Here is a 13980-nt window from a genome sequence, read left to right as displayed (position 1 = left end):
CCGCCAGGTACGTGTGATCAAGGATACGGTGGAGTCAGTGGCTGCTCGGAGAGACACCGAGTTGGTCTTCGGCGGCACGTCCGCACGTTTCCACGGAACGGGCGAGGACCTGCTCGGCCGGGAGAGCGAGTCGGAGGAAGTCGACGACAGCCTCCGCGATCCGACCGGGCCGGGCCTGGTGCTTGTCCGGGGGGAACGGGGCGTCGGGCGCAGCGCGTTCGTGCGCGCCGCCGCCGAGCGGCTGCGTGCCGAAGGGGTCGCGGTCCTGCCGGTGGCCTGCGTTCCCGATGACGGCGAGCGTCCTCTGCTCCTGGCCCTGCGACTGGTCATGGCCCTGGAGGAGCACCGGCCCGCCGCGGCGAGGTCTCGGCCGACACATGGGCCGGCGGTGGCGGCGCTGACCGCGGTGAAAGAGGGCGACAGCACGGCGATGGCGGAAGCGCTCGCCGCCGCTCTGGCGCAGCCGGCGCCCACGGCCATGGTCGTCGACGACGCTCAGTATGCCGACGCCGAATCCCTCGCCCTGCTCGGCAGAGTCGACTTCGAGCGGGTTCTGCCCGGCACCCGGCTGATGGTCACGGCGGTGCGGCACACCGGGTCGGACCGTACATCCCGACGCCCCCGGTCCTCCCGGGCCGGCCGGGCCGTGGAACGGCTGGCCCGCAACCGGGCGGCGCGCACGATCGTTCTGCCGCGCCTCGGACCGGAGGATGTCACCGCCCTGGTGGCGCGGCGGTTGCGGGCGGTGCCCGACATCGGCCTGGTACGGCGGGTCCACCGACTGAGCCGTGGGATTCCCGGGGCAGTCGACGCCCTGCTCGTCGAATGGACGGGACGGGAAGCGATACGCATGGCCGACGGCCACGCCTTCCTGGGCGTCGGAACACCGGCGCCGGTGCTGCCGGACGGCGACAGGTACGTCGTAGCCCTGCGGTCGCTGGGCGAGCCCTGCTGGACGGTGGCCTCGGCGCTGAGCGTCCTGTGGCCGCTCGGCCGGCCGGCCGCGGCGCTGCTCGCGGCGTCAACCGGGCTGTCCGACGCGGCTGTCAGCCACAGCATCCGCAGTCTGGTGGACGAGGGCATCGTGGACGAACTGCCCGGGCGGGACGAAGCCGCCTTCCGGGGGTGGACGTTCCGCGTACCGCTGATGGCACACGCCGTCCGGGAGCGGCTGGGGCCGCTGGAGCGCAGCCGTCTGTCCGCGGCCGCGGTGGGAGCGCTGTGGGCGGGCGGGGGAGCGTCGGCCGCCGGGGCCCCGCACGACACACCGGCGGCAGCGATTCTCGACGAGGCGGACGCGGAGACCTATCTTCCGGACCGGATCGCCGAAGCGGGAATCCTGGTCGACCCCGAACGCGCGGTGGCGGAACTGACAGCAGCCGCAAGGGCGTTGTACCCCGACCTCGACCGCCGGGGGATGCTGCGGTGGTACCTGGGGGCCGTGCGCCTCATCGAGGAGCCGTCCGCCCGCTGCCTGTCGGTACTGCGGCGCGGTCAGGCCGCCCACGGTTGCGGTGACTACCCCACGGCCCGGACAGCGGCCGAGGGGATCGTGTCCGCCCCGGCCGAGGGCCTCGACCCGCTGAACCTCTACGAAGCGGCCACCCTGCTGGTGGCGTCGACAAGCGCCGAGAAGGACTGGCCGGCACTGGCCCGGATGGGCGCCGCGTCCTGGTGGGACGGACTGCCGCTGCCCGCCGTGGCCACCGTGTCCGGCCGTGTCCAGGCACTGTGGCAGTTGGAGAAATGGCAGGAAGCACTCACCCTGCTCTCGCAGACCGAGCCGATATGGCAGACCACCCCTGACAGCCACGCGTTGCTGGAACTGTTCGGCGTAGTCGCGGAGTTCGTGCTGGGCCGACCAGATCGGTTCATGCGCGTACTGACCATGCCGGAGGCGCCGGAGCTGGCGCGCAGCAAGTCGTTCGCGATGGTCATCGCCCAACTCGACGTGCTGCTCGGCACCGGCGACCTGCAGCGGGCGACGGCCCTGCTGGCCGCACGAGGGCTGGCAGCGGAACTGCTCCCTGCCTGCAGCCAGTTCCTCTTGCGGCACCTTGAGGGCCGGTGGGACGAGGCGCTCCCGCTGGCACGTCGGCTCCTGGTCAACGGCGGGGCGCTGAACGTGGTCCCCGGGCACCATCTGATCCCCGCCCGAACGGCGGCCGTTCTCCTCGCGAGGGGTCGCATCACCAGCGCCGGCCGTCTGATCAGCAGCGTGCGCGGGGAGGTGAACGGGGAGGGGAACGGGGAGGTGAACGGGCCTCTCGAACACGTCCTGGATCACATCGACGCCGAGGTGCTGCGGACCGTCGGCGACCTCGGCCGGGCCGAGGAGATATTGCGGCGCGGGCTGAGCGCGGCGGATGACCGCGGATCCGTCTACGGCACCGATGAGCTGTGGGCCTCCCTCGCCGAGGTGCACGCGGAAGCGGGACACACGCGTGAGGCGGTGGCCTGCCTGGAGCGCCTTGAGCGGCTGGCCGAGCGGATGGACAGCGGACGGACACGGCTGCTGTACCTGCTGACGTCCGTCCGAGTCCTGCGGCCGGACCTCCCGGACTCCCGCAGGCAGCTGCTCGACGCGGTCGAACTGGCCCGCGAACGCGGCCAGATGTTCGAAACGGCGGTGACGCTCACCGCCGCCGCGCGCGCGAACGCGGGCCCGGCGGCGCTGCTGCACGAGGCGTACGAACTGTTCGGCGAGACCGGTGCCGCGCTGTGGCGCTTCCACACCAGGGCCGCGATGCGCGAGACCGGGCTGGTCGTGCCCGGTCGCAAGCAGGCCACGGCGGAAAACGAGCACCTGCTGGCCACCCTGCTCGCCGAGGGCCTCACCAACCGCCAGATCGCCAACGTACTGCGGCTCAGTGAGGACGCGGTCGCAAACCGCCTGTCCCGGTTGTTCGCGCGCACCGGTATGCGATCCCGCACCGAGGTCGTGACAGCCGTGCTTGCCGGCGGTCCGCTGACCACGGAGGACCGACGGTGACCGCTGACGACCGCGGATGACCGCTGACGGCTACTGACGGCCCTGCGGCCCAACGGAGCCGACGAACCCAAGAACCCGGCTGGGGCCCGGCCCCCTGGTGACAGGTTTCCCTGTCCTTAACGGACGAGGGCTCATGGGAGCGGATCAGCGCGACCACACATGACAGCATCAGCCTCCTGAAGCGCATGGACCACTTGAGCCCCGGATGGAGAGGGCAAATGCCTCAACAGGTACTCACCGATACGGTGCGCGTGGCGATTCACTCACCTGACGCCATCGTCCGCGCGGGGCTGGTCAGCTACCTGCAGAACGACCGCCGCACCCGCGAGGTCCCACCGGGCAAGGCCCAGGAGGCCGACGTCATCGTGGTCGCCGTGGACATCGCCGGCGCCTCCTCCCTGGACCTGCTGGGCACCCTGTGCGACAAGCCCGACGCACGCTTCGCCCTGGTGGTGGGAAAGGAATGGCAGGCCGACGTCTCGGCCGCGGTCGACCGCGGGGTCCGCGCCGTGCTGTGGCGCGACTCCTTCAGCCCGGCGACCTTCATCCAAACCCTGCTGACCATCGCGGACGGCGGCGGGAGCCTCCCGCCCACTCTCCAGGGCACCCTGATGGAGCAAGTCCGGTGGACCCAAAGGGAGGTCCTCGCTCCACGGGGCCTGACGGCATCCGGCGTCAGCCCTCGCGAGGTGGACGTGCTGCGCCTGGTCGCCGAGGGCAAGGAGCTCTACGAGATCGCGACGAAGCTCTCCTACTCCGAACGCACCGTCAAGTACATCCTCTACGGACTGATGAAGCGCTTGCAGCTGCGCAACCGCGCCCACGCCGTCTCCTACGCGATACGCGCCGGCCTCATCTGACCCCCACCAACCGACCACGACCAGGACTCCGTGCACCGGGCTGCTTTTCACCGGTTGGCCCGGCGGCCCGGCGGCCCCGGCAGCGGTTGTCAGGGATTCCAGAACACCGTGACTCGTACCTCGCCGAAGCGTCGTGCGGCCAGATCATCCCGTCGGATCACCCAGTGGACGGTGGCGCCCTCCCTGCCACTGATGCCGGGATGCCATTCGGCGAGCAACACCCAATCCTCGGCGGCGTGCGCCGTCCCGGCGCCGGCCCGTTCGCCCGTCTGCTCCACGGCGAGCGATGCGGCCTCCGCGACCGGGTCCAGCTCGTTGCGCTCGTCCGAGGCGTATCCGCCGACCCGCAGCGGCCCGCGTGCGGTGATGTCCTTCTCCTTGTCCAGCCACACGTCGCGCAGTTGCTCGGAGTAGGGGTGCCCGGAGAGCGGGGCGTGCCAGGGCTCGTCGAGGATCTCTGTCCAACAGTGGTAGGGCAGGGAAACATTGGCCGTCATGCGCAGCGGGCCTTGCGGAAAAGCCCGGCAGATCTCCCAGTACTCGGGAATTTCGGCGAAGAAATGGGAATCTTTTGCCCGCTCTTCGACGATCGTACCGACAGGTACGTAGAGCACCTCTCCCATAGAGACATTGTGCTCGTTGTCGGGAAAGGCGAACAACAACAGCTGGCCGTCGGGGGGCAACGGGAGATCCGTCGCGCCCTCGGGAAGGGCCGCACAGTCGATAGAGGCAACAAACGGGAACCGAGGAGCCGGGGTATCGACGGGAAGTATCAGGGGGCCGCCGAACTGGGCCACGACCGGCCCGTTTTCGACCGCAGACAGTGTCGCGCATGGACGAGCGATGCCGATCCACCGTTCCACATCGCCGGATGGAATGTCCCGCGCGAGCGCCTCTTCACGGAACGGGCCGAGTTTTTCTAACATCTCTGAATTCATGCGAGAAACGTACAGCCCTTACGAGGCCGGCCCGGTGCCGCCCGTCGCCCTGCGGTCCTCGATGTCCTCGACGTGGGTCAGCAGATAGCGGGGCCCGTCCACCGTGTCCGCGACAACGGAGCTACGCATGGACACCCAGACGAACGAGCCGTCGCGCCGCCCGAGGCGCAACTCGGCGCGGCCGCCCTCGGCCGAGGTGCGGAGCAGGATCCCGATGTCCTCGGGGTGCACGAGATCGGAGAATGAGTACCGGCGCATCGCGGACGCGGGCCGGCCGAGCAGCCGACACAGCGCGTCATTGGCCCGCACGATCCGGCCGTGCTGATCGCCCCCCATCTCGGCGATGGCCATGCCGCTGGGCGCGTACTCGAACGCCTGCCGGAACGACTCCTCACTCGCGCGCAGCGCCTGCTGCTCCCGCTCCACGCGCACCAAGGCCCGTTGCATGTTCCCCCGCAGTCGGGCGTTGCTGATGGCGACTGCGGCGTGGGCCGCGTAGACCTGAAGTGCCTCCCGGCCCCATGGGCCAGGGCGCCGCCCGTTGCGCGGCCGGTCGACCGATATGACGCCGAGGAGTTCCCCCTCACCCTCTCTCGGCAGGTACATCGGTGCGAACAGCCGGTCGGCGGGGTGCCATTCGTCCTCGAACTTGGGTGCAGTTCCTTCGGTGAACCATTGCGGTACGTCGTCGTTGTCAAGGACCCAGCCCTCGATGTGCGGGATGAAGCGGAGGGAACCCCACGAGTCACCCATGGTGAGGCGTCGCTCCCAGGAGGCACGGGAGCCCACTCTGCCGGTGATCAGGGCATCTGCGGCGGGGTTGCCGGAGAAGGCGGCGACCACAAGGTCACCGTCCGGGCGCACCAGATTGACGGCGGCGAGTTCGTATCCGAGTCCCGCGACGACGCCATCGGCAACGGACTGAAGGGTGTCGGCGAGGCTCCGCGCGGGCGACACCTGGGTGATGAGCTGGTCGAGCAGGCTCCGGAGGCTGGCGAGCCGGACATACGGCTCCGACTCGGTGGCCGTCGACTCGGCGTAGTACCCGGCGGTCGCCTGTTCCGCGGACCAGTTGTCCCAGCCGCCCTGCGAGGTCGCGGCCACGGGCCGGAAAGCCGTGTTGCGAAGGAAGGGTGCCTTGCCCAGGCGGTCACGGCAGAGCCGGTGCGGCTCGGGCAGGGCCTTCAGACCGAGTTCCACCCGCAGCCGCTGGTAGATCGTGTCCAGATCGAGGAATTCGCCGCCCTCCAGGACACCGTCCTTGATCAGTCTGATCAGTTCGCCCGTGAACGCGGTGAACCGCTCGCCGGGCGGGGACACCGCGACCGCGTTCTCGGCGGCGGCGGCGAGCAGATAGGTTCCCTCGACCTCCAGTTCGGCGCCGGCGGACTGGGTGCCGAAGGTGCGCGCGCTGTAGCAGCAGTCGGCGATGAGGATCCGCCGGGTGGCGGGGCTGTGCTCGATCGACCGGCGGATCCATTCGTAAGGGACGGCCGTGTCGTGCACGGACATCCGGTCGCTGTCCCCGACGGCCAGGTGCAGTTGACCCGTCCTCGGTTCGATCAGCCCGTGCCCCGCGTAGTACACCAGCAGGGTGTCCTTGGCGGCTTCCGCCGCCTCCGCCACGAACTTGGAGAGCTGACGCGGCGTCTGTGGATCGAGCACCAGATGGCAGTTCTCCTGGGGAAGCCCCCAGATGTTCTGCTGCGCGAAGAGATCCGCGAGGGTCTTCACCCCGCTCTCGACGGCGGGCAGATCGTGGAGCGTGTTGAAGGCACCGACTCCTATGAGCACCGCGCGCGAGGTCGCGGGGTCAGGTGGGTTCGCCACGCCCGTCCCCTTGCCCGTCGGTCCGGTCGTCCTGACTGCCGGTCCGGTCGTCTCGACCGTCGGTCCCGGCGTCGGTCCCGGCGTCGGTCCCGGCGTCGGTCCCGGCGTCGGTCCCGGCGTCGGTCCCGGCGTCGGTCCCACCGTCGGTCAGGGACTCCAGCAGACGCCGCATTTCCTCGGGCGAGGAGTCGGAGATGGTGATCCTGACGCCATCGGGCCGTTCCACCGTGACGACCGGCTGCCCTGGCCGTGTCGTGCGCCAAGCGGCCATGGACAAGGCGAGCGAGGCAGCGCTGAAGCCGCTGCTCACCACCAGCGAGATCAGGTCAATCGTGTCGCCCTGGGCTCCCGCCCGGGGCGACCGTGCCGTGTCGAGTACGGGGCGCGCGTGGCGACGGGCCGCAGGCTCCGCGAGCAGCCAGGCGTGCAATGACCGCAGCTCGCCCTCCGCCGTGTCCTCGTCCCCCAAGCCGACGCTCAACCTCACCCCGGTAACCCCTTCGTTTCCGACCCGCCCACGACGGCGGGTGGGACAGCTTAGGGCCCATGGCGCGGAGCATGACATTCCGGTGATCAAGGGCACGGACATCACGGGGAGCGCGTCGGCTGCCGGTCCGGCACCGGTCGGAGTCATGCCTGACGATCAAGCCCGTGGGCCGGGCCTAGACCTTGTCGAGCCAGATCACTATCCCGGTCAGGTCGTTGAGCACGGCCGCGACGCCGGCCCTGATGGCGGCCGCGCAGCGCTCGGGGGTGAACGAGTCGGGGTCGTACGTCGAGGACGCGCCGAGCCCTTCGCCACGGAACGACGCGCCGGACCAGTCGACCGCCGTGACGTTGTCGGTGGGCTCGGCCAGCTCCGCCCCTACGACGAGGAACGGCTGTGACAGGTGGTTGGGGGTGACCATCGCGAGGGGGTCGATGAGGTCGTTGCCCGCGCTGACGATGAGGTCGGGGCGCATGTCCATGGCCTTGCTGATGCTGGGTATGAAGTCGTGAGGCGTGTCGGCGACCACCGTTCTGAGGTCGACGTGCTCCTCCTCGGCCCAGTCCTTGACCGCCGTCACGAGGGCCTTGGTCGGACGGTCGTCACCCGTGGTGAGCAGTACCACGCGGTAGTCCTTGGACGGGTGGACCCCGGTCCAGGAGCCGGGCCGCGGCGTCGCGGTCGCCTCCGGAGCGAGCGAGGCGGAGGGGTCGACGAACCCCCGGCCGAGAGTGCCGACGGCGGTGGGCTCAGGATGCGGCCGTGACCAGTCGTCGCCGGAGCTGCATCCGGTGAGCAGCGCGGCGGCCGCGGCCAGCGTGGCGACGGCCCGAAGCGGGGAGCGCAAGGCGATCTTCCTCCGAGTGGTGGTGGATAGTGCGCCTACATCCTCCTATCCCAGCTTCTTACTCCTTCATCCTCAGGTGTCGTCATAGAGCTTGTTTTTCCGCTCTTCGCCGATTGGCCGGGACGTGTTCACCCGTGACATGCACCGTGCACTGGCAACCTGAAGGAGCCAGTCACATGTCACGACACCTCCGCCGCGCCCTGGTCGGGGTCACCGCCGCGGTGATCGCTCTCCTGAGCGTCGGCCCGTCGGCGCAGGCCCACGGATTCACCTCGACCGTATACGCCGACGTCGCCTCGGGCGAAGTGGGTCATATACGGACGAAACTAAAGCTTGAGTACGACCTTTTCGTCGTATCCGCCGCCGACTCCGAGGGCGACGACCCTCTCTTCCGGACGGGAAACGCCGCGTTCGAGGACGGTGACACCGGCGCACAGGCCGCGGCGCTCAACGCCCACGCCGAGTCGGCCGTCTCGTACGTCACCAAGCGCTTCTCGGTCACCTCGGACGGCGCGGCCTGCACGCCGACTCAGGTCGGCGACTTCACGATGGGCCGGCGGGAGGGCGTGCCGTACGCCGATCTGCTGCTCGACTGGGCCTGTCCCGAGGGGGGCGGCGACCGCGAGGTGCGCAGCGAGCTGTTCCCCGACGCCGAGACCTATGTCACCGGCACCAAGACGATCGTCACCTACGAGATCGACGGCCGCTCGGGCAGCGCCGCGCTCGACGCCGGCCATCCGTCCTTCTCGATGGAGCAGTCGTGGTACGAGCGGTTCTGGGAGTTCTTCCGCCTGGGCGCCGAGCATCTGCTGAGCGGGATCGACCACATCCTGTTCCTGCTGGCGCTCATCGCCGGGTCACGGCGGCTGCGCGAGATCGTGCTCGCGGCCACCAGTTTCACCCTGGCGCACTCGGTGACGTTCATGCTCGCCGCCCTCGGTCTGGTCGACGTGCCGTCGAGCGTCGTGGAGCCCGTCATCGCGCTGTCGATCGCCGTGGTGGCCGGCTGGTACCTCTGGCAGATCCGGCGGCGCGGCGGCCACGCCGCCGACCTCGACCCTGACCTCGACCTCGACGGGACGGCGGGACGCGGTCACTTCGGCCTGGACCGTGCGGGCAGGCTCCGCCTCGGCGTCGTGTTCTGCTTCGGCCTCGTGCACGGCCTGGGCTTCGCGGGCGCGCTGGGCATCGACGAGGCGTTCTCGTGGACCCTGCTGTGGTCGCTCCTGGTGTTCAACGTCGGTATCGAGGCTGTGCAGTTGGCGATCATCGCCCTGGTCTTCCCGCTGCTGACCGTACTGCGCCGCCGTGCGCCGACGGCCGGCCTCTGGGCGACCGGTGTGATCTCCGCGGGTGTGTGCGTCATGGGGCTGGTGTGGTTCACGCAACGGCTGTTCGGACTGTGAGACCGGCGCGGGTCTCCGGGGAAGTCCAGAAGTTCAACTGGCCCGAAGGTCGCATTCGCCTCCGATTCACCAACAGCCGAGAAGTTATGGATTCCCAATACATCCACCCACGTGGGTAAAAGGAACGTAAAATAATGACATTCAGACCTTCGGCGCAGGCTTCCGGGCCTGCGCGACGCCGTGTGGCCACAGGGGCCGCGGCGGCAATCCTGGGCTTGGCCGTGGCCTTCGGCGGCGGCATGACGTCCCCCGCCGGCGCCGCCGAGCCCGCCACGCTCACCGGCATCATCCTCGGTGTGGGCGCCAACGAGTCCCAGCGCACGGTGACGTGGTACTCCTCGGCCGACACCGCGCAGAAGCTCCAGGTCGCCCCGACCGCGGAGCTCGCCAACGGCGAGTTCCCGGCCGGCGCCGCCACCTTCGACGCCATCGGCGCGGCGAACATCGCCACAAGCGGCGGCTTCAACCGCCACGCCACGATCACCGGCCTCAAGGAGCACACGCAGTACTCCTACCGCGTCGGCACCGAGGGCAACTGGTCCTCGGCGTACGCCTTCAAGACGCAGGACTTCGAAGGCGACTACGACTTCCTGTTCTACGGTGACCCGCAGATCGGCTCGTCCGGCGATCTGGCGAAGGACCAGGCCGGCTGGCAGGACACCGTGGACGTCTCTCTGGCGGCCAACCCGAACGCCGAACTCCTCGTGTCGGGCGGTGACCAGGTCGAGACCGCCAACAACGAATCACAGTGGAACTCCTTCCTGGCACCCGACCAGCTGCGCCAGTACCCGTGGGCCGCCACCATCGGCAACCACGACGTCGGCGGCAAGGCCTACGAGCAGCACTTCTCCACCCCGAACACGGACCGCTCGGCCCCGCTGTACTCCAACGGGAACCCGGCGTCCAACACCTCCGGCGGTGACTACTGGTACATCTACAAGGATGTGCTGTTCATCGACCTCAACAGCAACAGCTACGCCACCTCCCAGGGTGGCGGCGGCGACGCGGCGCACCTCGCCTACGTCACCGACGTCATCAACAAGCACGGTGCCGAGGCCAAGTGGAAGGTGCTCACCTACCACCACGCGATCTACTCGCCGGCCGACCACGCCAAGGACTCCGACAACAAGGTCCGCCGCGTCGACTTCCCGACCACCTTCTCCAAGCTCGGCGTCGACCTGGTGCTCCAGGGCCACGACCACAGCTACTCCCGCAGCTACCTGATCAAGAACGGCGAGAAGGCGAACCCGGCCGAGCAGCCCGGCGCCTCCGACGTGTACGCCGGTCCCGGCGGTGTCCTCTACGTGACGGGGAACTCCGCCTCGGGCTCGAAGTACTACGACATCACCAAGCCGGACAGCAGCGGCACGAGCGGCGCCGGCAACGGTGCGGACCCGCTGAACCCGGACAGCTACTGGTACAACTCGGTCCAGAACCAGGAGCACGTCCGCACCTACGTCAAGGTCCAGGTGCGCAACGACAAGCTCGTCGTCGAGAACGTCCGCAGCGGTACCTGCGCCGCTCCGAACGCCCAGGTGGAGAAGGGCAGCTGGTGCAACAACACCCCTGAGGGCCAGCCGGTCGGCTCGCTCGTCGACAAGGTCACGGTGCACCCGTACCACGGCGACAGCCAGGACCTTCAGGTCAACGTGCCGAACGCCGCTCCGGGCGAGTTCGGCTGGACGATCGACGGCTACAACGGCCTGGTGGACCTCGGCACCGCCGAGGAGACCAACGGCACCCACTTCGAGGCGCGCGGCAAGATCAACCCCATCGTCGTCTCGGACAGCCGCCGCTCGCTCGCTCCGTGGTCGATCTCGGCCAACGTGAGTGACTTCAAGGACGCCGGCAAGACGTTCTCCGGCTCCTACCTCGGTTGGACGCCGCGCGTGCTCGTGAACGGCGCGGGGTCCAAGGCCGGCGTCTCGGTTGCCTCCGGCTACGACGACCAGGGCAAGGGCCTGTCCGTCTCACGCAGCCTCGGTTCGGCCGAGCAGGGCCACGCCCGGGGTACGGCCAAGCTGGGCGCTGACCTGGGCCTGAAGATCCCGGACAGCGTCGAGAAGGGTGGCTACCGCGCCACTCTCACGATCACTGCGCTGAGCAGCTGATCCGACTCCATCTGAGCTGATCCGATCTGATTCGAGCTGATCCGATCTGCCCTGATCCGATCCGATCCGATCTGACCCGTTCCACCTGGCGGGGCAGGCGCCTTCGGGTGTCCTGCCCCGCCTCCCGTTCCAGGAGAACCCCACCATGCTCACGCCCGTAACGCGCCGGAAGACCGGCGTCACCGCCTTCGTCCGTACCGTCGCCCTGCCCCTGCTCATGTCCCTCGCAATCGCCGGCCTGTGTGCCGGCCCCGCTCAGGCGGCCGACGGCGACGTCACCTGGACGGTCAGGACGGCCGCGAACGGGTACGGCGACGACCGGTCCAGCTACAGCTACGCCGTCAACCCCGGTGGCCAGGTCAAGGACGCCATGGTCGTCGCCAACCGCAGCACGTCCCCGCTCGAACTCACGGTCTACGCCGCCGACGGCTTCACGACCGACACGGGCCAACTCGATCTGCTCACCAAGGACAAGAAGTCCGTCGGCCTCGGCGCCTGGGCCCACGCCGGCCGCGACAGCGTCGTGATCAAGCCCGGCAAGTCCGCCGAAGTCCCCTTCACGGTCAGTGTTCCGGGCAATGCCACGCCCGGCGACTACGTGGGCGGCATCCTCACCTCCCTGAAGCAGGCCGACGAAGCCGAGGGCATCAACGTCGACCGGCGCCTCGGTATCCGGGTCAAGCTGCGGGTCAGTGGCGAGCTCAAGCCGAAGCTCGCGATCGAGGACCTCCAGGTGGACTACGCCGGCTCGTTCAACCCGTTCGCCAAGGGTGACGCCACCGTCACCTACACGATCCACAACACGGGCAACGCCCTCCTGTCGGCCCGGCAGACGGTGTCGGTCTCGGGTCCGTTCGGGTGGCTGCGAGCCGAAGCGGGCGACATCGCCCCGCCGCCGGAGCTGCTTCCAGGTGAGAGCTGGAAGACGAAGGTGCCCGTTCACGGCGTGACGCCCGGAGTCAGCCTGGCCGCGACCGCGACCCTCACGCCCCTGCTCACCGACGCGTCGGGCTCCACCACCTCGCTCAAGCCGGTCGAGGCCACCGCGCACGGCTGGGCCGTCCCCTGGACGCTGTTGCTGCTGATCGTCGCCCTGCTCGTGGCCGTCGTCGGTACGTTCATCCTCACCCGCCGCACCCGCGCACGCCGCAAGGTGCGTGAGGACGCCCGCGTACACAACGCCGTCGAGCAGGCGCTCCGCGACACGGAGCGGGACCGGCAGAGCTGACCGGCACGGACCGGACCGGCGGACCGGACGGGCGGACCGGACAGCTCGCCGAATCCGCCCGTCGGGAGACCGGCCGACCGCCACGGCCCAGGCGGCCCGAGCCGGGGATGCTGGCTTGTCGGTGCTCGGACCTAGTATGCGGAGCATGACGCGGTACGTTGACGAGGATCTGCACGGTGCGGAGTTCCGCGAGTGCGATCTGACCGGGGCACGCCTGATCGGCGTCGTCATGCAGGATGCCGTGATCGACGGGCTCATCACCAACCTCGTGGTGAACGGTGTCGAGGTCACCGAGTACGTCGAGGCAGAGCTCGACCGGCGTCATCCGGTGCGGGTACTGATCCGCTCCGAGGACCCTGCCGATCTGCGCGAGGCATCGCGTCAGCTCCATGTCGGCTGGGCCGCCACGATCGAGCGAATCCGCCGTACGCCCGGCATCGAGCGCCGCAGCGTAAACGACGAGTGGTCGGCGGTGCAGACGATGCGCCACCTGGTCTTCGTCCACGACTCGTGGTTCCGCCGCTGCTGCCTGGGCTCGACGGAGCTGTTCACGCCGATGGGCATCGGGACGACCGTCGAGCCCTACCGTGGAGCGCACGGGCTTGACCTCTCGCTCGATCCGGCCCTCGACGAGATCGTGAGCGTGCGTGACGCACAGGCCGCCGAGCTCGAGGCCTGGCTCGACGAGGTCACCGCTGTGCAGCTCGCAGCGCGAGCGCCGGTGCCCGACGACGATGTCTGGCCGCCGTACGCCCGGGGCCGCTTGGTGCGGCAGTGCCTCGGCACGGTGCTCAACGAGACCTTCGAGCACCACGGCTTCTGCGTCCGCGACCTCGACCTGATCGAGGCACAGGACGCTGAGTAGGGCCGGCTACGGACTCAGCATCTTGCGGATGCGGGCACCGCTGACCGTCTGCGCGGTGCCGAACTGCTGGGCCCAGAGCTGGACGCGGTACTTCTCGAGCATCCACCGGGCCTGACCTAGGTGCTGGCCGGGCGGGCAGCCGTCGGGAGCGCCGCGAGCTGGTGGAGGTGCGCCGCCTGGAGGTCGGCGATGCGGTCCATCAGTGCGCGATCGGCGGCGATGGTCGTGTCCAGCTCGCGGCGCCGCTCGACGACGCCCTGAGGTAGACCGGGAAGCGCTCCTGTCAAGCCTCCAGGTGGGGCCAAATCAAGCCGCTAAAGCCAGCCATCCCCACAGACACAGGCAGAACCGCTTACATCAAGCCGATCTTGCTGAGATCACCTCAGTCGGTCCGACCGTATCCGGTTCGGGAATCG

General features: G+C 69.3%; 11 protein-coding genes and 2 pseudogenes. 6 read left to right on the top strand and 7 right to left on the bottom strand.

Annotation, left to right across the window (positions count from 1 at the left end):
- Window positions 1-37 precede the first annotated feature (37 nt).
- Complete coding sequence (locus tag ACZ6MZ_RS02600) at window positions 38-2992, top strand: AAA family ATPase (RefSeq protein WP_469349350.1); 2955 nt, start codon at window positions 38-40, stop codon at window positions 2990-2992.
- A 218-nt stretch (window positions 2993-3210) separates the two neighbouring features.
- On the top strand, window positions 3211-3852 hold the full coding sequence (locus ACZ6MZ_RS02595; protein ID WP_389782020.1) for a helix-turn-helix transcriptional regulator: 642 nt from the start codon (window positions 3211-3213) through the stop codon (window positions 3850-3852).
- A gap of 89 nt (window positions 3853-3941) precedes the next feature.
- Here the strand turns inward: ACZ6MZ_RS02595 and ACZ6MZ_RS02590 are convergent, their stop codons facing one another.
- From ACZ6MZ_RS02590 to ACZ6MZ_RS02570, 5 genes and pseudogenes are all read right to left on the bottom strand, one after another.
- Window positions 3942-4790 carry a DUF1963 domain-containing protein gene (locus ACZ6MZ_RS02590; protein ID WP_469349348.1) on the bottom strand — a complete coding sequence of 283 codons (849 nt, stop codon included), beginning with the start codon at window positions 4788-4790 and terminating at the stop codon, window positions 3942-3944.
- A 48-nt stretch (window positions 4791-4838) separates the two neighbouring features.
- A pseudogene (gene cdgB, locus ACZ6MZ_RS02585) lies at window positions 4839-5771 on the bottom strand (diguanylate cyclase CdgB); the annotation flags it as partial.
- Window positions 5772-5993: 222 nt separating this feature from the next.
- Window positions 5994-6584, bottom strand: a pseudogene (locus ACZ6MZ_RS02580) (caspase, EACC1-associated type); the annotation flags it as partial.
- 19 nt (window positions 6585-6603) lie between these two features.
- On the bottom strand, window positions 6604-7101 hold the full coding sequence (locus tag ACZ6MZ_RS02575) for an effector-associated constant component EACC1 (protein ID WP_469349346.1): 498 nt from the start codon (window positions 7099-7101) through the stop codon (window positions 6604-6606).
- Window positions 7102-7282: 181 nt separating this feature from the next.
- Complete coding sequence (locus tag ACZ6MZ_RS02570) at window positions 7283-7954, bottom strand: type 1 periplasmic-binding domain-containing protein (RefSeq protein WP_469349344.1); 672 nt, start codon at window positions 7952-7954, stop codon at window positions 7283-7285.
- Between the two features lie 176 nt (window positions 7955-8130).
- Here ACZ6MZ_RS02570 and ACZ6MZ_RS02565 point away from each other — a divergent pair, with 176 nt between their 5' ends.
- The 4 genes from ACZ6MZ_RS02565 to ACZ6MZ_RS02550 all read left to right on the top strand — a co-directional run bounded on the left by ACZ6MZ_RS02565 (window position 8131) and on the right by ACZ6MZ_RS02550 (window position 13564).
- Complete coding sequence (locus ACZ6MZ_RS02565; protein ID WP_469349343.1) at window positions 8131-9360, top strand: HupE/UreJ family protein; 1230 nt, start codon at window positions 8131-8133, stop codon at window positions 9358-9360.
- 134 nt (window positions 9361-9494) lie between these two features.
- Window positions 9495-11471 carry a purple acid phosphatase family protein gene (locus ACZ6MZ_RS02560; RefSeq protein ID WP_389782031.1) on the top strand — a complete coding sequence of 659 codons (1977 nt, stop codon included), beginning with the start codon at window positions 9495-9497 and terminating at the stop codon, window positions 11469-11471.
- A 145-nt stretch (window positions 11472-11616) separates the two neighbouring features.
- Window positions 11617-12699, top strand: a complete 1083-nt coding sequence (locus tag ACZ6MZ_RS02555) for a WxL protein peptidoglycan domain-containing protein (RefSeq protein ID WP_469349341.1) — start codon at window positions 11617-11619, stop codon at window positions 12697-12699.
- A gap of 145 nt (window positions 12700-12844) precedes the next feature.
- Window positions 12845-13564, top strand: coding sequence for a DinB family protein (locus ACZ6MZ_RS02550; RefSeq protein WP_389678864.1), 720 nt, complete (start codon window positions 12845-12847; stop codon window positions 13562-13564).
- 6 nt (window positions 13565-13570) lie between these two features.
- Here the strand turns inward: ACZ6MZ_RS02550 and ACZ6MZ_RS02545 are convergent, their stop codons facing one another.
- Window positions 13571-13666, bottom strand: coding sequence for a DUF3418 domain-containing protein (locus ACZ6MZ_RS02545; RefSeq protein WP_469349339.1), 96 nt, complete (start codon window positions 13664-13666; stop codon window positions 13571-13573).
- 14 nt (window positions 13667-13680) lie between these two features.
- Window positions 13681-13851 carry a hypothetical protein gene (locus tag ACZ6MZ_RS02540; RefSeq protein ID WP_326918608.1) on the bottom strand — a complete coding sequence of 57 codons (171 nt, stop codon included), beginning with the start codon at window positions 13849-13851 and terminating at the stop codon, window positions 13681-13683.
- Between the last annotated feature and the right edge of the window lie 129 nt (window positions 13852-13980).

Source organism: Streptomyces sp. NPDC042201 (assembly GCF_055582185.1).
This window is presented reverse-complemented; position numbering and strand designations above follow the sequence as displayed.

Coding starts and splice junctions, on each gene's coding strand:
- ACZ6MZ_RS02595 (WP_389782020.1), top strand. CDS start 3,211: ATGCCTCAACAGGTACTCACCGATACGGTGCGCGTGGCGATTCACTCA.
- ACZ6MZ_RS02590 (WP_469349348.1), bottom strand. CDS start 4,790: ATGAATTCAGAGATGTTAGAAAAACTCGGCCCGTTCCGTGAAGAGGCG.
- ACZ6MZ_RS02565 (WP_469349343.1), top strand. CDS start 8,131: ATGTCACGACACCTCCGCCGCGCCCTGGTCGGGGTCACCGCCGCGGTG.
- ACZ6MZ_RS02560 (WP_389782031.1), top strand. CDS start 9,495: ATGACATTCAGACCTTCGGCGCAGGCTTCCGGGCCTGCGCGACGCCGT.
- ACZ6MZ_RS02555 (WP_469349341.1), top strand. CDS start 11,617: ATGCTCACGCCCGTAACGCGCCGGAAGACCGGCGTCACCGCCTTCGTC.
- ACZ6MZ_RS02550 (WP_389678864.1), top strand. CDS start 12,845: ATGACGCGGTACGTTGACGAGGATCTGCACGGTGCGGAGTTCCGCGAG.
- ACZ6MZ_RS02545 (WP_469349339.1), bottom strand. CDS start 13,666: ATGCTCGAGAAGTACCGCGTCCAGCTCTGGGCCCAGCAGTTCGGCACC.